Raw genomic sequence first — 23,345 nt, forward strand, 5'->3', positions numbered from 1 at the left:
CTATCAGCGCTTCTTGCCGGTGCGGCGACGACGAACGATGAGTTTGTCGCTTGGCTTGTTCGAACGGCGCGTACGGCCCTCCGCTTGACCCCAAGGCGAGACTGGGTGGCGACCACCGGATGTCTTACCTTCACCACCACCGTGTGGGTGATCGATGGGGTTCATTGCGACACCACGGACAGTTGGGCGAACGCCCTTCCACCGCATACGGCCGGCCTTACCCCAGTTGATGTTCGATTGTTCGGCGTTGCCGACCTCACCGACGGTTGCACGGCAACGAGCGTCAACGTTGCGGATCTCACCAGAAGGCATACGCAGCTGGGCGTATGGTCCGTCTTTAGCGACCAACTGAACCGAGACACCAGCGGAACGCGCGATCTTTGCGCCGCCACCTGGGCGAAGCTCGATTGCGTGAATCACTGTACCGGTGGGGATGTTACGAAGCGGGAGGTTATTGCCAGGCTTAATGTCCGAATTCGGACCAGCCTCAACAAAGTCGCCCTGCTTCAGTTTGTTTGGCGCAATAATGTAACGCTTCTCGCCATCTGCATAGTGCAGGAGGGCAATACGAGCGGTACGGTTTGGGTCGTACTCAATGTGAGCGACCTTGGCTGGAATGCCATCTTTGTCGTGACGACGGAAGTCGATCACTCGGTAAGCCCGCTTGTGTCCACCACCCTTGTGACGCGTGGTGATACGACCGGAGTTGTTGCGTCCACCTGTCTTGGTAAGTGGACGGACCAGTGACTTCTCCGGCTGCGAGCGCGTGATCTCGACAAAGTCGGCAACGCTGGCGCCACGGCGGCCTGGCGTCGTCGGCTTGTACTTACGGATTCCCATGGGGATCTATCCTAATCTGCTCTCGAACGGTATCAGCTAGCCGCTCCACCGAACACGTCGATCTGTCCCTCACGAAGAGTAACGATCGCGCGCTTGGTGTTTTTGCGCTTGCCAATTCCGAAACGGGTCCGACGGGTCTTACCCTGACGGTTGATGGTGTTGACGGAGTCGACCTTGACGCCGAAGATTTTCTCTACGGCAATCTTGATCTCAGTCTTGTTTGCGTCTGGTTTAACGAGGAAGGTGTATTTGCCTTCTTCAAAACCGACATAGCTCTTCTCCGTGAGGACTGGAGCAACAATGATGTCGCGTGGGTCCTTCTGTGGCTTTGTCACTGGGCGTTCTCCTCGGTGGTCTCGGTGGACTTGCGTCCAGCCAGGAAGCCGTCAAGAGCCGCTTTGGTGAAGACAATGTCATCAGACAGAAGAACGTCGTAGGTGTTGAGCTGGTCAGCTGCGAGCAGTTGAACAGACAAGACGTTACGCAGCGACTTGAGTGCGATCTCATCGTTGCGGTCGTGAATAACGAGGATGTGCTTCACGTCGCCAAGGTTTTCCTTGCTCAAGGGCAGTGAGGCAAGTGCCTTCAAAGCCTGCTTGGTCGAGGGAGCCTCGGTGATGCCAAAGCTGTCAATTACGTGAACACGACCAGCGCGTGCACGGTCTGACAGAGCGCTGCGCAGAGCGGCGGCCTTCATCTTCTTGGGGGTGCGCTGTGCGTAATCGCGTGGCTGTGGGCCGTGTACGACTCCACCACCGGCGAACTGCGGAGCACGGGTTGAACCCTGACGGGCGCGACCTGTTCCCTTTTGCTTGTAAGGCTTGCGTCCACCACCGGAAACTTCACCACGAGTCTTAGTCGAGTGAGTTCCCTGACGGGCAGCTGCACGCTGAGCCACGACAACCTGGTGGATGAGTGGCACGTTCAGTGCAACATCGAAAACCTCACCAGGAAGTTCAGCGGCACCGGTCTTCTGTCCTGTTGCGTCGATGATGTCGACAGTCAGGTTTTCCGCCATGGTGTCACGCTCCCTTCACTGCGTTGCGTACGAGCACGACGCCACCCTTAGGGCCAGGAACTGCACCCTTGAGGAGGACGTAGCCCTTGTCAGCGTCAACTGCGTGGATGGTTAGGTTCTGCACAGTCATACGTTCGTTACCCATACGACCAGCCATACGGAGGCCCTTGAATACACGTGACGGTGTAGCAGCGGCACCGATTGAACCAGGCTTACGGTGGTTGCGGTGTGCACCGTGTGATGCACCAACCCCGGAGAAGCCGTGGCGCTTCATGACACCGGCGAAACCTTTACCCTTGGTTGTGCCGATGACATCAACCTTGGCGCCAGCTTCGAAGGCACCAGCGGTGACTTCTTGACCCAATGCGTAGTCAGCAGCATCTGAAGTGCGGATCTCTGTAACGTGACGGCGAGGAGTAACCCCAGCCTTCTCGAAGTGACCCTTCAGTGGCTTGGTGACCTTACGTGGGTCGATCTGTCCGGTAGCAACCTGAAGGGCTGCGTAACCGTCAGTTTCTACGGTGCGAATTTGGGTCACAACGTTTGGCTCAACTGCAACAACCGTTACAGGAACCAAGCGCCCGGCCTCATCCCAGACTTGGGTCATCCCAAGTTTCTTTCCGAGAACGGCCTTTACCGGCCGATCATTCTGCTGGGTAGTCATGAATGCTTCTCCCCCAGTCTCAGAGCTTGATCTCGATGTTCACATCCGCAGGAAGGTCGAGACGCATAAGCGAATCCACTGCCTTTGGTGTGGGATCGATGATGTCGATAAGTCGCTTATGTGTGCGCATCTCAAAGTGCTCGCGACTGTCTTTGTACTTGTGAGGCGAACGGATAACGCAGAAAACGTTCTTTTCCGTTGGCAACGGCACCGGGCCCACGACCGTAGCACCAGCGCGAGTGACCGTGTCGACGATCTTGCGCGCCGAACTGTCGATCACCTCGTGGTCGTAGGACTTGAGCCGGATGCGGATCTTCTGTCCCGCCATGGCGTCGTCTGACTCTCTTCTCTCGAACCGCTTACTGTCCGACCCCCGCACTCGCGCGTGTCGCCTAGACGATCTGCGTTCATGCTCACGATTGTGTGGGCCGCTCATAGGTGAGAAGGGAAACCGAACGCAAGTTCAGTCGTCACCTTCACAACGTCTGCTTGCCTGTGTGAACCAGGGTTCATGGAGCGTCAATCTGAAAATATCGCACAGAGAGCTCAACACTAATCCTAGGCAACTGCCCTGCGGCTCAACACACTGTTCGATATTTGAATGATCGCGCCCGTAACAGGCAACTCTTCAATACTGCCATAAAGGCCGGGGAATTCCAACAGACTTGCTGTAAGTCACACGGGTTCATTGCACATGACCACTGCGAAGTAGTACTGAAGACTCTGACTAGTATAACGCCCCAGCGTCTCTTTGTGTCGTTTCACGGCAGTGCCTGTGGATGGATTCAGTCACACCAACTAAGCCATTCTTTATGTCCGAACACAAAAAGTGGGCTGGTTGCCATAAGACAACCAGCCCACTTTGTGGATCAGAGATTCACTCAGATGAGAATTACTCGTTCACCTTGGTGACACGGCCTGAACCAACGGTGCGGCCACCCTCACGGATAGCGAAGCCGAGGCCCTCTTCCATAGCGATTGGCTGAATGAGCTCAACAGTCATTTCAGTGTTGTCGCCAGGCATGACCATCTCAGTACCCTCAGGAAGGGTGATGACACCAGTTACGTCCGTGGTACGGAAGTAGAACTGTGGACGGTAGTTTGAGTAGAACGGGTTGTGACGCCCACCCTCGTCCTTGTTCAGGATGTAGACCTGAGCTTCGAAGTTGGTGTGTGGGGTGATTGAACCAGGCTTAACAACAACCTGGCCACGCTCTACGTCTTCACGCTTGATTCCACGAAGCAGCAGCCCGGTGTTGTCACCAGCCTGAGCCTGTGTCATGGACTTGTGGAAGGTCTCGATACCGGTAACGGTGGTCTTCTGCGCTGGGCGGATACCAACGATTTCAACTTCGGAGTTCACATCGAGAACACCGCGGTCGACCTTACCAGTGACAACGGTTCCACGACCTGTGATCGTGAAGACGTCCTCAATTGGCATCAAGAATGGCTTGTCCAGGTCGCGCACTGGGTCTGGGACGTTGTTGTCCACAGCTTCCATGAGCTCTGCAACAGATTCCATCCACTTGGCGTCGCCTTCAAGTGCTTGGAAGCCTGAAACGCGAACGACAGGAGCGTTGTCACCGTCGAAGCCCTGAGCGGAAAGGAGTTCACGCACCTCCATCTCGACGAGTTCGAGGATTTCCTCGTCATCGACCATGTCGCACTTGTTGAGTGCAACGAGGAGGTAAGGAACACCAACCTGACGAGCAAGAAGAACGTGCTCGCGAGTCTGTGCCATTGGACCGTCGGTTGCTGCGACGACGAGGATAGCCCCGTCCATCTGAGCAGCACCGGTGATCATGTTCTTGATGTAGTCGGCGTGACCAGGGGCGTCAACGTGTGCGTAGTGACGCTTGTCCGTCTCGTACTCAATGTGCGAGATGTTGATCGTGATACCGCGCTGCTTTTCTTCAGGCGCCTTGTCGATCTCGTCAAACTTAAACTCTGGGTTCACGTCAGGGAACTTGTCGTGAAGCACCTTTGAGATCGCAGCAGTCAGCGTGGTCTTACCGTGGTCAACGTGACCGATGGTACCGATGTTTACGTGCGGCTTGGTCCGCTCGAAAATGGCCTTCGCCACTGGGGTCCTCCTGGGACTTGGGTAGTTTTGCCGAACGTGCAAATACTAACTCAAATAGAGTTCACGTATCTGCGGGGCGGCGGTCGCTACAGGTTGATGTGATGTTTTCTCAGTTCGACCTGTGGGGAACTCACTCGCCCCGGGTCTTCTTGATGATTTCTTCGGCAACTGCCCGAGGAACCTCGGCGTAGCTGTCGAATTGCATCGAGTACACAGCACGACCCTGAGTCTTCGACCGCAGGTCACCAATGTACCCGAACATCTCGGACAATGGTACTTGTGCACGGATGACCTTGACGCCAGTAGCGTCTTCCATGGACTGAATCATTCCACGGCGTGAGTTAAGGTCACCGATGACTTCACCCATGTATTCCTCAGGGGTGCGCACCTCAACAGCCATTACTGGCTCGAGGAGTACCGGATCAGCACGCTTGATACCCTCTCGGAGTACCATTGTGCCGGCAATCTTGAACGCCATTTCTGACGAGTCAACGTCGTGGTAAGCACCGTCGATAAGACGAGCCTTCACACCGACGAGTGGGAACCCAGCAAGAACACCCTGCTGGAGACCAGCCTGGATACCAGCGTCAACGCTTGGGATGTATTCGCGAGGAATACGCCCACCAGTGACCTCGTTGGAGAACTCGTAAAGTTCACCCTCGGATGTGTCCATTGGCTCGAAGGTGACAAGCACCTTTGCGAACTGACCAGAACCACCGGTTTGCTTCTTGTGAGTGTAGTCGATCTTCTCAGCTGTACGACGAATTGTTTCGCGGTAAGCAACCTGTGGCTTACCAACGTTCGCCTCAACCTTGAACTCACGACGCATACGGTCAACGAGGATGTCTAGGTGAAGTTCACCCATACCACCAATAACTGTCTGACCAGTCTCATCGTCCAGCTTCACGCGGAACGTTGGGTCCTCTTCAGCAAGCTTCTGGATAGCAGTTGACAGCTTCTCCTGGTCAGCCTTGGTCTTAGGCTCGATGGCCACGTCGATCACTGGCTCTGGGAAGGTCATTGACTCGAGGATGACCTGGTTCTGTGGGTCACACAGAGTGTCACCAGTAGTGACATCCTTGAGGCCAATAAACGCGTAGATGTGACCAGCTGCGGCCTCATCGACAGGGTTTTCCTTGTTTGAGTGCATCTGGAAGAGCTTTCCGATGCGCTCTTTCTTGCCCTTGGTCGAGTTAACGACCTGAGCACCGGAAGAAACTTTACCGGAGTACACCCGGACGTAAGTCAATTTACCGAAGAAGGGGTGCGTTGCAACCTTGAACGCCAGAGCCGAGAAAGGCTCAGTAGCATCTGGGTGACGCAGGATCTCGGTTTCGCCGTCAAGAGCGGTACCTTGCACTGAAGGAACGTCAAGAGGAGTTGGCAAGTAGTCGATAACAGCGTCGAGCATGGGCTGTACACCCTTGTTCTTGAACGCTGAACCACAAAGCACTGGGAACGCTTCACCAGCAATGGTGAGCTTACGAATTCCAGCCTTGATCTCAGCGACGGTTAGTTCTTCGCCGTTGAGGTACTTCTCCATGAGTTCTTCGTCAGACTCAGCAACGTCCTCAATGAGTTGGTTGCGGTACTCCTCAGCCTTTTCTTTGAGGTCAGCTGGGATCTCTTCAACGTCATAGGCTTCACCAAGCTTGGTTTCACCGTGCCAGACGTATGCCTTCTGCTCGATAAGGTCAACCATACCGATGAAGTCATTTTCGGAACCGATAGGCAACTGCACCACAAGTGGCTTGGCCTTGAGTCGGTTCACAATGGTGTCGATGGTGAAGTAGAAGTCTGCGCCGAGCTTGTCCATCTTGTTGACGAAGCAAATACGCGGAACGTTGTACTTGTCAGCCTGACGCCATACGGTTTCAGACTGAGGCTCTACACCCTCTTTACCGTCGAACACGGCAACGGCACCATCGAGGACACGCAGTGAGCGCTCAACCTCAACGGTGAAGTCAACGTGCCCAGGGGTGTCGATGATGTTGATCTGGTTGTTCTTCCAGTAGCAGGTGGTCGCAGCGGAAGTAATGGTGATTCCGCGCTCCTGTTCCTGCTCCATCCAGTCCATCGTCGATGCGCCGTCGTGGGTTTCACCGATTTTGTAGTTCACACCCGTGTAGAACAGGATGCGCTCTGTTGTGGTGGTCTTTCCGGCATCGATGTGGGCCATGATGCCGATATTGCGGACCTTGTTCAGGTCAGTCAGCACGTCAAGTGCCACGGGGTTACCTCTTACTGGTGGGGAACAGGCCAAGTATTGCGACCAACTGGTACATGGTGGCGCCGCAGTGCGACGCCACCATATAGAGATTACCAGCGGTAGTGCGCGAAGGCCTTGTTCGATTCGGCCATCTTGTGCATGTCCTCGCGGCGCTTTACAGCTGCCCCGAGGCCGTTCGATGCGTCGAGGATCTCGTTCATGAGACGCTCTGTCATCGTCTTCTCACGACGAGCGCGTGAGTAGTCGACCAGCCAGCGAAGCGCAAGGGTGGTTGCACGTGCAGGACGAACCTCCACTGGCACCTGGTAGGTCGCACCACCAACACGGCGAGAACGAACCTCGAGTGCTGGTCGGATGTTCTCGAGTGCGCGCTTAAGGATTACTACTGGGTCTGAGTCTGCCTTGTCGCGAACGCCTTCAAGGGCGCCGTACACGATGGACTCTGAAACGGACTTTTTGCCGTCCAGGAGAACCTTGTTGATCAATTGCGTCACAACCGGGGAACCATAAACAGGATCGGCGATTAGCGGACGCTTGGGGGCTGGACCCTTACGTGGCATGTCAGCTCTTCTCCTTCTTCGCGCCGTAAAGGCTGCGAGCCTGCTTGCGGTTCTTCACACCTTGGGTGTCGAGCGCGCCGCGGATGATCTTGTAACGTACACCGGGAAGGTCCTTAACACGCCCACCACGAACAAGCACGATGGAGTGCTCTTGGAGGTTGTGTCCCACGCCCGGGATGTATGCGGTAACTTCGACACCGCTGGAGAGCTTTACACGAGCTACCTTACGGAGCGCCGAGTTAGGCTTCTTCGGTGTGGTTGTGTAGACGCGGGTGCACACACCGCGCCGTTGAGGGGAACCTTTGAGGGCAGGAGTCTTTGACTTCCCAACCTTCGACGTCCGCCCCTTACGGACGAGCTGCTGGATAGTGGGCACTATTACTCCGTGTCTTTTCGAGCCAGCCGAGATCTCTCGGCTGTGGCTACATGGTTTGTATCGGCCTTCCAACGTACCGGGCGCTCACGGGCACACCACAGCACAGGCTGCGATACGCCACGTTCCACCGGCTCGATGGCCCAACGAGATCTGTCAGAAATTTCGCATGGGGTACCTACAAAAATATCGTCATGTCATCTCTTGCGAGAGCACATCTCCCCCAGACACGCGTTTTCTGACATTGCGCGGGTGGTACAAGAGTGCTGTGCGACCGATGGTCGACGTTCAAGAGGCGACCTGCGACAGCAGGCACATTTCTCTAGGATACCGCCGAGTCATTCACCAGTCAAAGTGCTCTGGCGCACAGAATTACTCGCTACCTCTGGGGTGTCCTGCAGAAACAACAATGGGGGGCACCTAAGACAACTAGGCACACCCCATTGCTACTAATGACTAGCGGAAGTCAGGGAACTCGATGTCATCGAGAGAAATGGTGTCTCCACCAAACCCTGAACCGGAGAAGTCGATTTCGTCGTACCCAAAGTTCGGGTACAACTCAGCTTTCGCTTCCTCAGTTGGCTCAACACTGACATTGCGGTAACGAGGAAGACCCGTACCAGCAGGGATGAGCTTACCGAGAATGACGTTCTCCTTCAGACCAAGCAGAGGATCACGTCGTCCAGACATTGCCGCTTCAGTGAGCACACGAGTGGTCTCCTGGAACGACGCTGCTGATAGCCATGAATCAGTTGCCAGCGATGCCTTAGTGATACCCATAAGCTCTGGGCGACCAGAAGCTGGGGTTCCACCCGTTGACAACGATGAACGGTTCGCATCTTCGAAGCGAGAACGCTCAGCGAGTTCACCAGGCAGAAGGTTCGTGGTTCCAGAATCGAGCACCGTCACGCGACGCAACATCTGACGCACGATAACTTCAATGTGCTTGTCGTGGATGTCCACACCCTGTGAGCGGTAAACCTCTTGAACCTCATCAACCAAGTGCTTTTGAGTCGCACGTGGGCCGAGGATACGCAGAACCTTCTTGGGGTCAACGGCACCCTGAACCAGCTGAGTACCAACACCAACCTGCTGTCCATCCTGAACCAACAGACGAGCACGCTTGGAGACTTGGTAGGAAATCTCTTCGGAGTCATCAGAAGGAACAAGAACGATCTGCCGGCTGCGGTCACCGTCTTCAATACGCACAGTCCCGGTGTACTCAGCGATTGGTGCTTCACCCTTAGGTGTACGCGCCTCGAAGAGCTCAGTAACACGAGGAAGACCCTGCGTAATGTCATCTGCGGATGCCACACCACCGGTGTGGAAGGTACGCATCGTCAGCTGGGTACCAGGCTCACCGATGGACTGCGCTGCAATAATACCAACAGCCTCACCAATGTCGACGAGCTTGCCAGTAGCAAGTGAACGTCCGTAGCACTTCGCGCACGTTCCAACACGCGATTCACACGTCAGAACGGAACGGACCTTGAGGTTGTGCACGCCGGAAGCAACAAGCTGGTCGATGAGTAGGTCACCGACATCGTCTCCAGCGTGGCCAATGACAACGCCATCAACCTCAACGTCTTGAGCCAGCGTACGAGTGTAGATCGATTGCTCGACCTTCTCGTGGCGGACCAAGGTACCGTCACCGATGTCTTCACCAACTGGCAACGACAAACCACGTTCTGTGCCACAGTCTGGCTCACGAACGATGACGTCTTGTGAAACGTCAACCAGACGACGGGTGAGGTACCCGGAGTCTGCTGTACGCAACGCGGTGTCAGCAAGTCCCTTACGGGCACCGTGGGTCGCGATGAAGTATTCCAGAACCGACAAGCCCTCACGGTAGTTGGACTTAATTGGGCGAGGAATGATGTCACCCTTAGGGTTTGCCACCAACCCACGCATACCAGCGATCTGGCGAACCTGCATCCAGTTACCACGCGCACCGGAACCAACCATACGGAACACAGTGTTGCGAGCCGGGAAGTTGTCCTGCATCGCCTTAGCAACCTTGTCCGTTGCCTGCGTCCAGATCTCGATGAGTTCCTGACGGCGCTCATCATCGGTGATCAGACCCTTGTCGTACTGTTGCTGGATCTTCAAGGCCTTAGCCTCGTGGTCCGCAAGGATCTCAGCCTTCGCTGATGGGGTAGCGACATCGGAGATCGCAATGGAAACACCGGAACGGGTTGCCCAGCGGAAGCCGGCTTCCTTCAGTGCGTCCAGTGATTCAGCAACCTCAACCTTGGGGTAGGTTTCAGCAAGCTCGTTCACAATCTGCGACAGCTTCTTCTTGTCGACCACCGTGTTGACGTATGGGTAGTCAACGGGAAGCAGCTCGTTGAACAGTGCACGTCCAAGAGTGGTTTCAACCACGATGGGTTCACCCAGCTGCCAGTCTTCTGGAGCAGTCCAGCCCTTCTTCGGTGGAATGAACCCATCCATGCGCACCTTGATAGGGGCGTTGAGGTCCAATGAACCAGCGTCGAAAGCCATGATCGCTTCGGAGACGTGAGAGAACGCACGGCCTGCGCCGATGGGGTCTTCGCGCTCTGAGGTCAAGTGGAACAAACCGATGATCATGTCCTGTGAAGGCATAGTCACGGGGCGTCCGTCTGATGGCTTCAGAATGTTGTTCGAGGAGAGCATCAAGATGCGCGCCTCGGCTTGCGCCTCAGAAGACAGCGGCAAGTGAACAGCCATCTGGTCACCATCGAAGTCAGCGTTGAACGCTGCACAGACGAGTGGGTGCAAGTGAATCGCTTTACCCTCAACGAGTTGGGGTTCAAACGCCTGGATACCCAAACGGTGCAGGGTTGGTGCACGGTTCAGCAACACTGGGTGCTCAGTAATGACCTCTTCGAGGACATCCCAGACCACGGAGCGTCCACGTTCAACCATCCGCTTAGCAGACTTGATGTTTTGGGCGTGGTTCAAATCGACAAGACGCTTCATGACGAAGGGCTTGAAGAGTTCCAGAGCCATCTGCTTAGGCAGACCACACTGGTGGAGTTTCAAGGTTGGGCCAACCACGATGACGGAACGTCCTGAGTAGTCAACACGCTTACCCAAGAGGTTCTGACGGAAACGTCCTTGCTTACCCTTGAGCATGTCTGAGATGGACTTCAGTGGGCGGTTACCTGGACCGGTAACTGGGCGTCCACGACGTCCGTTATCGAACAATGAGTCCACAGCTTCTTGAAGCATGCGCTTTTCGTTGTTCACGATAATCTCTGGTGCACCGAGGTCCAACAGACGCTTCAGTCGGTTGTTACGGTTGATGACACGACGGTAAAGGTCGTTCAGGTCAGAGGTGGCAAAGCGTCCACCGTCGAGCTGCACCATGGGGCGAAGGTCTGGTGGGATCACAGGAACAACGTCAAGCACCATTGCTGATGGCTTGTTCGTTGTGGTGAGGAACGCGTTGATGACCTTGAGACGCTTCAGCGCACGGGTCTTCTTCTGGCCCTTTCCTGTGCGGATGATTTCGCGCAGGTTTTCTGCTTCAGCGGTGAGATCGTAGCTCTCTAGGCGCTTCTGGATTGCCGCAGCACCCATGGACGCTTCGAAGTAGGTGCCGTAACGGTCCTGAAGTTCACGGAAGATCAGTTCGTCGCCTTCGAGGTCAGAGACCTTGAGGCTCTTGAACTTGTCCCAGACGAGATCCAGGCGTTCCAATTCGATGTCTGAACGCTTGCGAATTTGCGCCATCTCGCGCTCAGCAGCATCGCGAACCTTGCGACGCTGATCGGCGCGTGCACCATCAGCTTCAAGCTGTGCGAGGTCTGCTTCGAGCTTTTCAGCGCGCGTGTTGATGTCGTTGTCGCGGCGATCTTCGATCTCTTTGCGCTCAACGTCGATTTCGTTTTGGAGGTTTGGCAGGTCCTCTTGGCGTCCCTCGACGTCCACGGACGTCACCATGTACGCAGCAAAGTAAATGACCTTTTCGAGGTCTTTTGGTGCGAGGTCCAGCAAGTACCCTAGACGTGAAGGCACACCCTTGAAGAACCAGATGTGTGTGACAGGAGCGGCGAGCTCGATGTGCCCCATTCGCTCACGACGTACTTTGGAGCGGGTGACCTCAACGCCACAACGCTCACAGATGATGCCCTTGAACCGGACTCGCTTGTACTTACCGCAGTAGCACTCCCAGTCACGGGTGGGACCAAAGATTTTTTCGCAGAAGAGGCCGTCCTTCTCAGGCTTGAGAGTACGGTAGTTGATGGTCTCAGGCTTCTTAACTTCGCCATAAGACCAGGTGCGGATGTCCTCGGCAGTTGCCAGTCCGATACGCAGCTCGTCGAATTCAGTGACGTCGAGCAAGGTGTCCTACTTCCTTCGTTTGCCTTCAAGATGGGTTGTTCTGGAAGGCACGGTGGAGGTGTTACAGAAATGTGGCTTGTATGGGTGGGCATCGCCCCACGATGCCCACCCATAGAGGTGAGATTTAGATCTCGTCGATGCTCGATGCAGCGTTGGGCCGGCGAGAGAGGTCGATGCCTAGCTCTTCGGCTGCACGGTATACCTCGTCGTCGTTCTCGCGCATCTCGATGGAAACACCATCTGATGAGAGAACTTCAACGTTGAGGCATAGCGACTGCATTTCTTTGAGGAGAACCTTGAACGACTCGGGGATTCCGGAGTCTGGGATGTTCTCACCCTTAACGATCGCCTCATAGACCTTGACACGCCCGGGGACGTCGTCCGACTTGATGGTGAGCAGTTCCTGAAGCGTGTATGCAGCACCGTACGCTTCCAGAGCCCACACCTCCATCTCACCAAATCGCTGTCCACCGAATTGTGCCTTACCACCGAGTGGCTGCTGGGTGATCATGGAGTACGGACCAGTGGACCGTGCGTGAATCTTGTCATCCACCAAGTGGTGGAGTTTCAAGATGTACATGTAACCCACGGAGATCGGCTCTGGGAACGGTTCACCGGAGCGACCGTCAAAGAGACGAGCTTTACCGTCTGGCCGGACCATTCGTTCACCATCACGGTTAGGCATGGTGGACTGCAAAAGCCCGATCAGTGCGTCTTCTTCAAGACCATCGAACACAGGTGTTGCAACCGGAGTACCAGCAGTAGATGTTTGAGCGTAAGAAGGAATCTTGTCCTTCCAGGCCAAGTCACCTTCTGTTGCCAGCGCGGTGTCCCATCCTTGGTTAGCGATCCATCCGAGGTGCACCTCAAGTACCTGTCCGACGTTCATACGCCCTGGAACACCCATGGGGTTCAGGATGACGTCAACAGCGGTTCCGTCTTCGAGGAACGGCATGTCTTCAACAGGCAGGATTGTCGAGATGACACCCTTGTTACCGTGACGACCAGCCAACTTGTCACCAGCGGTGATCTTACGACGCTGCGCGATGTAGACGCGGACCAGTTCGTTGACACCAGCGGGCAACTCATCGCCGTCTTCACGGTTAAAGGTACGGATCGCGATGACGGTTCCCGATTCACCGTGTGGAACCTTCAGGGATGTGTCACGCACTTCGCGTGCCTTCTCACCAAAGATTGCACGCAGTAGGCGCTCTTCAGGGGTAAGTTCGGTCTCTCCCTTAGGAGTTACCTTTCCAACGAGAATGTCACCAGAAGACACCTCGGCACCGATTCGGATAATTCCTCGCTCGTCAAGATCTGCGAGGACATCTTCCGAAACATTCGGGATGTCACGCGTGATCTCTTCTGGGCCAAGCTTGGTGTCGCGTGCGTCGATCTCGTGTTCTTCGATGTGAATCGAAGAAAGGACATCATCTTGGACAAGGCGCTGCGACAGAATGATCGCGTCCTCGAAGTTGTGCCCTTCCCATGACATAAACGCCACGAGCAAGTTACGCCCCAGTGCGAGCTCTCCACCATCAGTGGCTGGACCGTCTGCAAGGACAGATCCCACCTCTACGCGCTCACCAGTGAAGGCAATCACACGCTGGTTGTACGAGGTGCCCTGGTTTGAACGGCGGAACTTCGATGCTCGGTATGAACTTGTTGTTCCGTCATCGTTGGCAACAACGATGAGGTCAGCTGAGACCTCGGTGATGACACCAGGTTTTGTCGCAACGATGACGTCACCTGCGTCAACAGCCGCACGCCACTCCATACCGGTTCCCACGTAAGGAGCCTCTGAGCGAACCAACGGCACAGCTTGACGCTGCATGTTGGCTCCCATGAGCGCACGGTTAGCGTCGTCGTGCTCAAGGAATGGGATCAATGCCGTAGCAACCGAAACCATCTGGCGTGGTGACACGTCCATGTAGTCCACTGCGACGCCGAGGACGTCGTCAGTTTCGCCACCCTTGGTACGGACCAACACGCGCTCTTGAGCGAATGAACCGTCCTCGTTCAGAGGGGTGTTTGCCTGTGCGATAACGTAACGGTCTTCATCATCTGCAGTCAGGTAAACGAGGTCTTCGGTCACGCGACCATCTTCAACCCTGCGGTATGGGGTCTCGATGAAGCCGAAGGGGTTGATGCGACCAAATGATGCCAGCGAACCAATCAGACCAATGTTCGGGCCTTCTGGTGTTTCGATGGGGCACATACGGCCGTAGTGGGATGGGTGAACGTCACGCACTTCCATGCCTGCGCGGTCACGAGAAAGACCACCTGGGCCCAGGGCTGACAAGCGACGCTTGTGAGTCAACCCTGCAAGTGGGTTGTTCTGGTCCATGAACTGCGACAACTGGGATGTTCCGAAGAATTCCTTAATTGCTGCAACAACAGGCCGAATGTTGATCAGTGTCTGAGGCGCGATGGCTTCGACGTCTTGAGTTGTCATTCGCTCGCGAACGACACGCTCCATACGTGACAGACCAGTACGGATCTGGTTCTGGATCAGTTCACCAACTGCACGGATACGGCGGTTACCGAAGTGGTCAATGTCGTCCGTTTCAACACGGATGTTAACTGGGCCACTCTCGTGCTGAGCAGTAAGTGATGTCTTGTCTGCGTGGAGCGCAGCAAGGTACTTAATCGTCGAGACAATGTCCTCAAGGGTGAGGACTGACTGATCGATGGCTGCGTCTACACCGATTTTTTTGTTGACCTTGTAGCGACCAACCTTGGCGAGGTCATAACGCTTTGACTTGAAGTAGAAGTTCTCCAAGAGGTTGCGTCCAGCTTCAGCTGTTGGTGGCTCGCCTGGGCGGATCTTGCGGTACAAGTCAACAAGTGCTTCATCAGCAGTGTGGACGGAGTCCTTTTCGAGTGCATCAAGCACTACTGGGAACTCAGCAAAGGATTCCCGGATCTCTGATTCCGACATGCCCAGTGCTTTGAGGAGCACGGTAACCGATTGCTTACGCTTACGGTCAACACGCACGCCGACAGCATCACGCTTGTCGATTTCAAACTCCAGCCACGCACCGCGCGACGGGATGATCTTCGCTGACAAAATGTCTTTGTCGCTGGTCTTGTCCGGGGTGCGCTCAAAGTACACGCCTGGGGAGCGGACCAACTGAGAGACAACGACACGCTCTGTGCCGTTGATGATGAAGGTGCCGCGCTCAGTCATCAAGGGGAAGTCACCCATGAAGACTGTCTGGCTTTTAATTTCGCCAGTGTTGTAGTTGAAGAACTCAGCAGTTACGAAGAGTGGTGCGGCGAAGGTAAAGTCCTTATCCTTGCACTCGTCAGCTGTGTGCTTTGGTGGCTCGAATCGGTAATTCGAGAACGAGAGGGACATCGTTTGACCGAAGTCCTCAATCGGTGAAATCTCTTGAAAAACTTCTTCCAGACCGGAAGTTTCTGGTACGTCTTTACGACCTGCTGATTTCGCAGCTTCGACGCGTGCTCGCCAGCGATCATGGCCAATGAGCCAGTCAAAGCTGTCGACCTGCAGACCTAGAAGGTCTGGCACCTCGAGAGGCTCGTAGATCTTTGCAAATGAGACACGTCGTGACACAGTGCGTTGAGCAATTGCGTCGGCGGTCGGAGCAGAAGGGGTGCGCGAGGCAGCCAAGAGGGGTCCTTCCCTGCGGTTCGTGTGCACGCTACTACGCCAACGTAAGTCACCCCTCAGACGTGTGCTGTTAGCCTGTGGAGTCCACAATTCAAGACACCGTATTAAGTGCCTAGTGAGTTCACTCCATCGCGTTCACCCGCATTATTTAGCAGGATCATGCTGGTAGTAATGAACTCTCTGTGTAGCCGCCCATGAGAAAAAAGCCCAAGGGCGGGCATACGTTAGCGCAAACCGTTAGCATACCCGAGGTCGCCAAATAGGCGCAAGAAATGTCGGGCATGTCACGTGGCAACTTACTCTCAGAACAGACGCGCGGCACGTCATTCAAGGAGTGAAGTTGTGTTTTATCAGTGACGACGAAGCGACCCGCATCCACAAACTGGATACGGGTCGCCTGCCAGCTGATCAGAGCATCGAGAAACGATGCATATACCCCGCGAGCGGGGCGTTGATCACTTAAGGGTGACGGTTGCGCCAGCGCCTTCGAGAGCGGCCTTAGCCTTCTCTGCAGCTTCCTTGTCAACTGGAGCGTCGAAGACAGCCTTAGGAGCGCTGTCAACGAGGTCCTTGGCTTCCTTGAGGCCCAGGCTGGTGAGAGCGCGGATCTCCTTGATGACCTGGATCTTCTTGTCGCCAGCAGCTTCGAGGATAACCTCGAACTCGTCCTTCTCTTCTGCAGCAGCAGCTTCGCCGCCAGCAGATGCAGCAACAGCTACAGCAGCTGGAGCAGCAGCGGTGACGTCGAAGGTCTCTTCGAAGACCTTGACGAACTCAGAGAGCTCGATGAGGGTGAGTTCCTTGAAAGCTTCGATGAGCTCTTCAGTGGTGAGCTTAGCCATGATAGGCAATCCTTTCGATCTTTACTGCGTGAAGCAGAATGTTCTGTCTTACAGGGGCGAACTGAGCGGAAACTCAGGCAGCCTCTGTCGATGCCTGCTTCTCGCGCAGGGCCTCGATTGTGCGGACAGCCTTGGATGGTGCCGCCTGGAAAACGTAAGCAGCCTTCGCGATGGCGGCCTTAACGGCACCAGCGGTCTTGGCAAGCAGTACTTCGCGAGACTCGAGGTCTGCGAGCTTGGTGATTTCCTCTGCCGTGAGTGGGCGTCCGTCAAGAACACCTGCTTTGATCACGAGCTGAGGGTTAGCCTTGGCGAAGTCACGCAGGCCCTTTGCAGCCATTACTGGGTCACCAGTAACGAATGCGATGGCTGATGGACCATTGAGGTCAGCGTCGAGTCCCTCGACACCAGCTTCTTTGGCCGCAATGCCAGCGAGCGTGTTCTTCACCACGGCGTAGGATGCGTTGCCGCGGAGCGACCGACGCAGCTCTTGGAGCTGCGAGACGGTGAGTCCGCGGTACTCGGTCAACACTGCAGCGTTTGAGTTACGGAAGAGTTCCGCTACCTCGCCTACTGCGGCTGCCTTGTCCGGCCTCGCCATGGCAATCCTTCCGATTCGATGCCGCTTGCCTTGCTGGTGGATCCAGCTCCCATCCCATCAGGGCAATAAAAAAGCCTCGCGCACAGGCACGAGGCTACAACCTACAGACTGTAGGAGAAGATCGTTACCTGCGCGGGCCCCGGTAAAGGACTTCGGTCTAACGTCAGGCGTCAGACAACCAGCGGTCTTGGGTACAGAGCAACTGTAGGCGAAGAGCCTGGCATGATGCAACAGCCAATAAAGGGGCATGCGTCACAGCGACAGATCTCATGCAAACAGCGGGAGAGAACATCAGTTCTCTCCCGCTGTTGGGTGTTGCCTTGTTGCTCAGTGCAAACGACTAGTTCTCTTCGAGAAGCTTCGAGGTCTTGGACTGGTCAACTGGAATACCAGGGCCCATCGTTGTGGTCAGAGTCGCTTTGGAAATGTAGCGGCCCTTTGAGGACGATGGCTTCAAACGGAGTACCTCATCGATGGCAGCGGCGTAGTTTTCCACGAGCTGCACGTCGGTGAAAGAAGCTTTACCGATGATGAAGTGAAGGTTTGAGTGCTTGTCGACGCGGAACTCAATCTTTCCACCCTTGATGTCGTTCACTGCCTTAGCGACATCCATGGTGACCGTTCCGGTCTTTGGGTTTGGCATCAAACCACGTGGGCCAAGGACACGACCCAAACGGCCAACCTTACCCATGAGGTCTGGAGTTGCCACAGCTGAATCGAAGTCGGTGAAACCGTCTGCGACCTTCTGGATGAGTTCGTCGCCACCGACGATGTCAGCGCCAGCCTCGCGTGCTTGTTCAGCGCGCTCACCAGTTGCAAAGACCAGGACCCGTGCGGTCTTACCGGTGCCGTGTGGAAGGATCACGGTTCCGCGGACCATCTGGTCAGCTTTACGTGGGTCCACACCAAGGCGGAACGCTACCTCAACGGTTGCGTCAAACTTAGCTGCAGCGGTCTCTTTGGCGAGACGAACTGCTTCGATTGGGGTGTAGAGGCGTGAACGGTCGATCTTCTCGGCCGCGTTCTTGTAAGCCTTGCTGCGCGTTGTCATCTGCTGTCTCCTTTAAGCAGTCGTGGTCTGGATCCGCGCGGATCCTGCCACTAGGCTCACGAATGAGCCGGATGAATAAGTGATCAGTCCTGAACCGTGATGCCCATGGACCGTGCGGTGCCAGCAATGATCTTTGCAGCAGCGTCAATGTCGTTGGCGTTGAGGTCTTCGAGCTTCGTTTGAGCGATCTCGCGTACCTGACCCATGGTCAGTGAGCCGACCTTGTTGGTGTGTGGAACACCTGATCCCTTGTCTACGCCAGCAGCCTTTTTGATGAGCTGGGCAGCAGGTGGGGTCTTAGTGATGAAGGTGAATGAACGGTCTTCATACACGGTGATTTCCACAGGGATAACATTGCCGCGCTGAGCTTCAGTCGCTGCGTTGTAGGCCTTGCAGAATTCCATGATGTTGACACCGTGCTGACCGAGCGCGGGGCCAATAGGAGGTGCAGGTGTTGCTGCACCAGCGTTGATCTGGAGCTTAATGAGTCCAGAGACCTTCTTTTTCTTTGGAGGCATTTCGGGTCCTTCTGATTGACAGTGCTGAGCTCCAGGTTTTCCGGAGCCTAGGGCGGAGCTTCTCGTGACCGACCGCACGATGCCCGCCAGCCATCTTGTGGCAAGCGGGCGATCGTTCGTAGGTCAAGGTCAGATCTTGGCGACCTGGTTGAAGCTCAGTTCGACCGGAGTCTCCCGGCCGAAGATCGACACCAACACCTTGAGCTTTTGGGCTTCGATGTTGATTTCGGAAATCGTGGCTGGCAAGGTTTCGAATGGCCCATCGGTAACTGTGACCGACTCGCCAACTTCGAAGTCCACAGTAATCTCTGCAGGCTTGTTCTTGCTCTTCTTTTTAGGCTGCTCTGGCTGCTCGATCATTGGCGAGAGCATGGAGAAAACTTCATCCCTGGTGAGCGGCACTGGCTGGTGTGTGTTCCCTACGAAGCCGGTCACGCCTGGAGTGTGGCGAACTGCACCCCATGACTCATCGGTGAGGTCCATGCGAACCAGAACATACCCTGGGATACGCACGCGACGAACAATCTTCTTTTGACCGTTCTTGATTTCGGCGACTTCCTCCATCGGTACCTCAATTTGGAAGATGAAGTCTTCCATATTGAGACTTTGGATGCGGGTGCCGAGGTTCGTCTTCACACGGTTTTCGTACCCTGCGTAAGAGTGAACGACGTACCAGTAACCAGGAAGGGAATCCAACTCTTTGCGGAATACTTCGAGTGGGTCCTCTTCGCCTGCTTCGCCGTCCTCGTCAGATTCCTCTGACTCAGCAGCCTCACTGGACACTGAATCCTCGTCGGATGGAGCGTCACTCTGGTCGAGTTCCTGTGCTGGCTCACCAGCGTGCTCGTCGGCCTCAGTCTCGGCATTGTCAGCCGTCACGTCGGTCGCGTCTGCGGTGGAGTCCTCGGACACAGTAACGTCGCCCTCGTCGGTGGTGTCGATGAGAGCGTCTACGTTCTCTTCTGTCGATTCGTACGACTCCTGAGACACGTGCCAACCTGCTTTCTTAAATCTGCTTGTGAGCGCTCCAGATGTTGTGGAGGCATGCAGAAAACCTGCAACTCACTATTGTTCCATTATTTACTGGCTTCTGGCTAACTCTGATGACAAATGTGATCAGAACCAAATCTGGCGGGACTCATTAAAGCCCACAGTCGATTGTGCGCAGTGAGTTACTGAATCGACGAGTGGCGTCCTGCAGCAGTGTGATGTTTAACCAAAGAGCGCGTCGGCACCCATCTTGATGATCCAGTCCGCAACAAGAACAAACGCCATGACCACAATCACAAACACGATAACCGTCACGACATAGCGCCCAAACTCTTTACGAGTTGGCGTGACGACCTTCTTGAGTTCGGTCACGATCTGGCGGATGAACCGGCCAGTGCGCTTGAAGATGTTTGGGCGCTTTTCTTTTTTGCCGCCACGAGATGAGGAGGACGACCCACTCTGGGCACGTGTGACGTCGCCGTTGACTGCGTCCGAAGCTGAATCGCTCACTACTTTTTATCCCAACGTTGTACCAAGTCTTAGCGGTGCACAAGCGCATCACAACGACCGAAGCGCAGGGCAGACAGGACTCGAACCTGCAACCTGCGGTTTTGGAGACCGCTGCGCTACCAATTGCGCCACTGCCCTGTGACCTTGTGGCCACGCGTCAGCGCATAGTCTACAAGCACGCTGCGCTGGTCCATAATCTTATGGTGCTTTCCGGGGTAAAGAAAACCACCCATACACATTGTATGGGTGGTTTTCACTGCAGGGCAGACAGGACTCGAACCTGCAACCTGCGGTTTTGGAGACCGCTGCGCTACCAATTGCGCCACTACCCTGTGGATATCAACCGTCAACTCTCAAACAAGAGCGTGAACACCATGTATGACACATGGCCTCACCAGTCGTTATCGCCTTCAACATACTACGCGAATCTCCGACGAAAGTGTTAACTGAGGGTGAGAGTGGCGGTCAACATCACACATTCTTCAGTGATTGAACGGCATCCCACCCCTAGGAAGCGTTGACACTGCTTACTTCACTAGCGATTGCCATCGCCCAGCCGCGCACAACGCTCATGTCACGTGAGTCGCCGTATTTGCCGCGCGCTGCCATGATGGCAGCCCGCTCTGCCAGACTGAGTTGCAGAACATCGAGTTTGCCGGGGAAGTGCTTGTGCCCCTCTGCACCTACTTGCTGAACCCGCGCCGCCAAAGCAGGGGTATTGTTCGCTTCTTTGCTGGGTTGGTTAGCAAGCCCTGACGAGAAGAGCCACACCTTGCGTTCCCGCAGTTGTGGCGCAAGCCGGTCTGCGAAGTCTTTTGCGTCGCCCAACCATTGACCAACGTAGATTGCTGAGCCAAGGACAACCGCGTCGTATCCCAACAGGTCTTTAACTTCTGCTGGCTCACGGTGATCACATTCGATCCCCTGAGCACGGATTGTCGCGGCGATCTCGGCAGCAATCTCACGGGTTGAACTGTGCCGCGATGCTGCGGTGACGAGTACCTTCATGATTCCCCCTCCACGAATAAATGAGATGTATGTTCTTTAGTCTTTCCTGAACACGCGTCTTTTCCTTGGGCCGGAGGTCCCGAAGATTGTGCTGGCTACTCGTGATCGCAATCACTGTGGCAGACTCTGGTCATGCGCGATCTCCGCTTGCTCCCCAAAGCCCACCTGCACGTCCATTTCACCGGCTCGATGCGCCCCTCGACTGTCGCTGACCTCGCCCGTCAGCACGGCATACGCTTACCCGAGGGGGTCACCACAGATGCTCCGCTTCGTCTACCTGCCACCTCTCGCGGGTGGTTTCGGTTCCAGCGGCTATACGACGCGGCACGAGCATGTGTGCGCAGTGAAGCGGATATGCGCCGAGTTGTCAGCGAAGTTATTGCCGATGATGCTGCGGAAGGTTCACGCCGGCTAGAACTCCAAGTTGACCCCACCTCGTATGCCCCCTTTGTTGGAGGCATCACACCAGCACTAGAGATTGTGATGGATGAAGCCCGCACCGCAGGGCGAGCAATGGGTGTTTCTGTTGGCATTGTGGTGGCATCCTCACGGATGCGACACCAACTAGAAGCCCGCACCCTTGCCCGGCTCGCCGTGAAATATGCAGGTGACGCCGATGGCGACGTGATGGGATTTGGCCTGTCTAATGACGAACGGCGCGGACGCACCAGCGAGTTTGCCTACGCGTTCCGAATGGCCAGAGACGCCGGTTTAGCATCACTCCCCCACGGCGGTGAGCTGTTAGGTGCGGACCATGTGGAGGTGGTCCTTGATCAGCTTCACCCCGATCGCCTCGGGCACGGGGTACGCATTGTTGAGGACCAGCGGGTTTTGGATCGTGTTGCTTCCGCTGGTATTGCCTGTGAAGTCAACCCGGCCTCCAACGTCAGTTTGGGCGTGTATCAGGATGACGCCCACGTCCCATTACGGACGCTGGTAGATGCTGGGGTGCGTGTTGCGCTTGGTGCGGATGACCCGCTGTTGTTTAAGTCGCGGTTGGTTGCTCAGTATGAAGCTGCCAGAAATGTTCACGGCTTCACAGACCCTGAACTTGCACAACTGGCGCGCGATTCGCTGTTAGCAAGCCGCGCGCCACGCAGTGTTATCGATGCGGCGCTAGTGGACATCGATGAGTGGTTGATGAGCCCACCAGAGCCTTCCGACTCCTGACCGAACCTGCCCCGGCACGGTCACAAGCGTTTTAGGCCTCGAGCGCTTGGCGGAGTAGTTCTTGTGCTCCGTCACGCGTCTGAGCTGCGCAAATGAAACCGGCTTTGTGGCAGAACACAGCATCGGCCACACCTGTGACCTCAGCTAGTTCGCTGCCATTGAGACCGCGCCATGCAGCGGGGAGGTCTTTGCGGTTGGAGAACTGGGCGTTGTCTGGGCGCACCGCTTGAATGGTCCAGTTCCCCGTCGCTCCTGGGTAAACCGTGTACAACAGCTCTGGTTGCTTGGAGGAGATCCCACCGTGTGGGATGTACCGCTCCAAGATGACATAACGGCGGTCTGGGCTCGCCGCATAGGCTTGCTGGAAGTAGCGTTCAGCATCGAGAACTGCCACGTATTTTGCTTTGAGCCGGTGAAGAATGGTTCGCGCCAACTCGACCGCAACGGTGAACTGGCTATCAAAGTCTTCATCATCGCCAATGGGGTTGAATAAACCGAGGTATTCGGAAAGGTCAAAGGGGCGAATACCAAAGTCTGTCAGGGAGTAGAGGTCTTGCCCGTTGTCGACAGCGTCAATGGCAGTGACTAGTCGGGTGTCAATTTTTAACCACACGTCGTCGTTGTTACACCATTGGCGGCCGTAGTCCTGCCACAGCAAACCAAAAGCTGAGTACAGGATGCCGTTTGGCCGGGCACCAGATGATTTTTGGTGGTGGTCGTAGCGCCGTGTTTCGGTGTTGTACTCACCACCGACATCAAGCACGATGTCAGCCTCGGCGAGGCGTTGAGGGTCTCGGGTGCGCACGATAGTCGCATCAGGGTGAATCTCCGTGAGGAGAGCCACGCCGAAGACGTCGTCTGCATGGAACTTGCCGTTGTGGGTTGCGATGATCACGGTTCAACTCTACGGGTTGTGCCGTG

General features: G+C 55.6%; 20 protein-coding genes and 2 tRNA genes. 1 reads left to right on the top strand and 21 read right to left on the bottom strand.

Annotated features, from left to right (window positions below):
- Positions 1-3: 3 nt before the first annotated feature.
- From rplB to G538_RS0108305, 20 genes are all read right to left on the bottom strand, one after another.
- Entirely contained in the window at positions 4-840 is an 837-nt protein-coding gene (gene rplB, locus G538_RS0108210) for a 50S ribosomal protein L2 (RefSeq protein ID WP_029068949.1), read from the bottom strand.
- A 32-nt stretch (positions 841-872) separates the two neighbouring features.
- Positions 873-1,175: a 50S ribosomal protein L23 gene (gene rplW / locus G538_RS0108215; RefSeq protein WP_029068950.1), complete on the bottom strand. Its 303-nt coding sequence runs from the start codon at positions 1,173-1,175 to the stop codon at positions 873-875.
- On the bottom strand, positions 1,172-1,858 hold the full coding sequence (gene rplD, locus G538_RS0108220; protein ID WP_029068951.1) for a 50S ribosomal protein L4: 687 nt from the start codon (positions 1,856-1,858) through the stop codon (positions 1,172-1,174). Before rplD ends, rplW begins: the two co-directional genes overlap by 4 nt.
- Positions 1,859-1,862: 4 nt before the next feature.
- Positions 1,863-2,522 carry a 50S ribosomal protein L3 gene (gene rplC / locus G538_RS0108225; RefSeq protein ID WP_029068952.1) on the bottom strand — a complete coding sequence of 220 codons (660 nt, stop codon included), beginning with the start codon at positions 2,520-2,522 and terminating at the stop codon, positions 1,863-1,865.
- Positions 2,523-2,541: 19 nt separating this feature from the next.
- A complete protein-coding gene (gene rpsJ / locus G538_RS0108230; RefSeq protein WP_012867945.1) occupies positions 2,542-2,850 on the bottom strand; it encodes a 30S ribosomal protein S10 in 309 nt (102 codons plus the stop codon).
- Positions 2,851-3,414: 564 nt separating this feature from the next.
- Positions 3,415-4,605 carry an elongation factor Tu gene (gene tuf / locus G538_RS0108235; protein WP_029068953.1) on the bottom strand — a complete coding sequence of 397 codons (1,191 nt, stop codon included), beginning with the start codon at positions 4,603-4,605 and terminating at the stop codon, positions 3,415-3,417.
- A gap of 130 nt (positions 4,606-4,735) precedes the next feature.
- Positions 4,736-6,835, bottom strand: coding sequence for an elongation factor G (gene fusA / locus G538_RS0108240; RefSeq protein ID WP_029068954.1), 2,100 nt, complete (start codon positions 6,833-6,835; stop codon positions 4,736-4,738).
- Positions 6,836-6,924: 89 nt separating this feature from the next.
- The gene (gene rpsG, locus G538_RS0108245; protein WP_029068955.1) at positions 6,925-7,395 is read right to left on the bottom strand and encodes a 30S ribosomal protein S7; all 471 of its coding nucleotides are present in this window, start codon (positions 7,393-7,395) and stop codon (positions 6,925-6,927) included.
- A 1-nt stretch (position 7,396) separates the two neighbouring features.
- A complete protein-coding gene (gene rpsL / locus G538_RS0108250) occupies positions 7,397-7,771 on the bottom strand; it encodes a 30S ribosomal protein S12 (RefSeq protein WP_029068956.1) in 375 nt (124 codons plus the stop codon).
- Positions 7,772-8,224: 453 nt separating this feature from the next.
- Entirely contained in the window at positions 8,225-12,097 is a 3,873-nt protein-coding gene (locus tag G538_RS0108255) for a DNA-directed RNA polymerase subunit beta' (protein WP_029068957.1), read from the bottom strand.
- A gap of 124 nt (positions 12,098-12,221) precedes the next feature.
- Positions 12,222-15,734, bottom strand: a complete 3,513-nt coding sequence (gene rpoB / locus G538_RS0108260; protein ID WP_029068958.1) for a DNA-directed RNA polymerase subunit beta — start codon at positions 15,732-15,734, stop codon at positions 12,222-12,224.
- A 455-nt stretch (positions 15,735-16,189) separates the two neighbouring features.
- The gene (rplL, locus tag G538_RS0108265) at positions 16,190-16,576 is read right to left on the bottom strand and encodes a 50S ribosomal protein L7/L12 (protein WP_029068959.1); all 387 of its coding nucleotides are present in this window, start codon (positions 16,574-16,576) and stop codon (positions 16,190-16,192) included.
- Between the two features lie 73 nt (positions 16,577-16,649).
- A complete protein-coding gene (gene rplJ / locus G538_RS0108270) occupies positions 16,650-17,177 on the bottom strand; it encodes a 50S ribosomal protein L10 (RefSeq protein WP_029068960.1) in 528 nt (175 codons plus the stop codon).
- A 340-nt stretch (positions 17,178-17,517) separates the two neighbouring features.
- The gene (gene rplA, locus G538_RS0108275) at positions 17,518-18,228 is read right to left on the bottom strand and encodes a 50S ribosomal protein L1 (protein WP_029068961.1); all 711 of its coding nucleotides are present in this window, start codon (positions 18,226-18,228) and stop codon (positions 17,518-17,520) included.
- Positions 18,229-18,311: 83 nt separating this feature from the next.
- Positions 18,312-18,746, bottom strand: a complete 435-nt coding sequence (gene rplK, locus G538_RS0108280) for a 50S ribosomal protein L11 (protein ID WP_029068962.1) — start codon at positions 18,744-18,746, stop codon at positions 18,312-18,314.
- A gap of 129 nt (positions 18,747-18,875) precedes the next feature.
- Complete coding sequence (gene nusG, locus G538_RS0108285) at positions 18,876-19,736, bottom strand: transcription termination/antitermination protein NusG (RefSeq protein WP_029068963.1); 861 nt, start codon at positions 19,734-19,736, stop codon at positions 18,876-18,878.
- Between the two features lie 222 nt (positions 19,737-19,958).
- Complete coding sequence (secE, locus tag G538_RS0108290) at positions 19,959-20,246, bottom strand: preprotein translocase subunit SecE (protein ID WP_029068964.1); 288 nt, start codon at positions 20,244-20,246, stop codon at positions 19,959-19,961.
- Positions 20,247-20,311: 65 nt separating this feature from the next.
- Positions 20,312-20,384 (bottom strand) — tRNA-Trp (locus G538_RS0108295).
- A gap of 121 nt (positions 20,385-20,505) precedes the next feature.
- Positions 20,506-20,578: transfer RNA gene (locus tag G538_RS0108300), tRNA-Trp, on the bottom strand.
- A 175-nt stretch (positions 20,579-20,753) separates the two neighbouring features.
- Positions 20,754-21,254 (bottom strand): flavodoxin domain-containing protein, encoded by a 501-nt coding sequence (locus G538_RS0108305; protein WP_029068965.1) that lies wholly within the window; start codon positions 21,252-21,254, stop codon positions 20,754-20,756.
- 132 nt (positions 21,255-21,386) lie between these two features.
- Here G538_RS0108305 and G538_RS0108310 point away from each other — a divergent pair, with 132 nt between their 5' ends.
- On the top strand, positions 21,387-22,424 hold the full coding sequence (locus G538_RS0108310) for an adenosine deaminase (RefSeq protein ID WP_035833875.1): 1,038 nt from the start codon (positions 21,387-21,389) through the stop codon (positions 22,422-22,424).
- 31 nt (positions 22,425-22,455) lie between these two features.
- Here the strand turns inward: G538_RS0108310 and G538_RS0108315 are convergent, their stop codons facing one another.
- On the bottom strand, positions 22,456-23,319 hold the full coding sequence (locus G538_RS0108315) for an MYG1 family protein (protein WP_029068967.1): 864 nt from the start codon (positions 23,317-23,319) through the stop codon (positions 22,456-22,458).
- Positions 23,320-23,345 lie beyond the last annotated feature (26 nt).

This window comes from Jonesia quinghaiensis DSM 15701 (genome assembly GCF_000423205.1).
GTDB classification, from domain to species: Bacteria; Actinomycetota; Actinomycetes; order Actinomycetales; family Cellulomonadaceae; genus Jonesia; species Jonesia quinghaiensis.

Bases quoted from the DNA above. Each gene is read 5' to 3' on its own strand.
- rplB (WP_029068949.1), bottom strand. From the start codon at position 840: ATGGGAATCCGTAAGTACAAGCCGACGACGCCAGGCCGCCGTGGCGCC.
- rplD (WP_029068951.1), bottom strand. From the start codon at position 1,858: ATGGCGGAAAACCTGACTGTCGACATCATCGACGCAACAGGACAGAAG.
- rplC (WP_029068952.1), bottom strand. From the start codon at position 2,522: ATGACTACCCAGCAGAATGATCGGCCGGTAAAGGCCGTTCTCGGAAAG.
- rpsJ (WP_012867945.1), bottom strand. From the start codon at position 2,850: ATGGCGGGACAGAAGATCCGCATCCGGCTCAAGTCCTACGACCACGAG.
- rpsG (WP_029068955.1), bottom strand. From the start codon at position 7,395: ATGCCACGTAAGGGTCCAGCCCCCAAGCGTCCGCTAATCGCCGATCCT.
- rplL (WP_029068959.1), bottom strand. From the start codon at position 16,576: ATGGCTAAGCTCACCACTGAAGAGCTCATCGAAGCTTTCAAGGAACTC.
- rplJ (WP_029068960.1), bottom strand. From the start codon at position 17,177: ATGGCGAGGCCGGACAAGGCAGCCGCAGTAGGCGAGGTAGCGGAACTC.
- rplA (WP_029068961.1), bottom strand. From the start codon at position 18,228: ATGACAACGCGCAGCAAGGCTTACAAGAACGCGGCCGAGAAGATCGAC.
- rplK (WP_029068962.1), bottom strand. From the start codon at position 18,746: ATGCCTCCAAAGAAAAAGAAGGTCTCTGGACTCATTAAGCTCCAGATC.
- G538_RS0108305 (WP_029068965.1), bottom strand. From the start codon at position 21,254: ATGAAGGTACTCGTCACCGCAGCATCGCGGCACAGTTCAACCCGTGAG.
- G538_RS0108310 (WP_035833875.1), top strand. From the start codon at position 21,387: ATGCGCGATCTCCGCTTGCTCCCCAAAGCCCACCTGCACGTCCATTTC.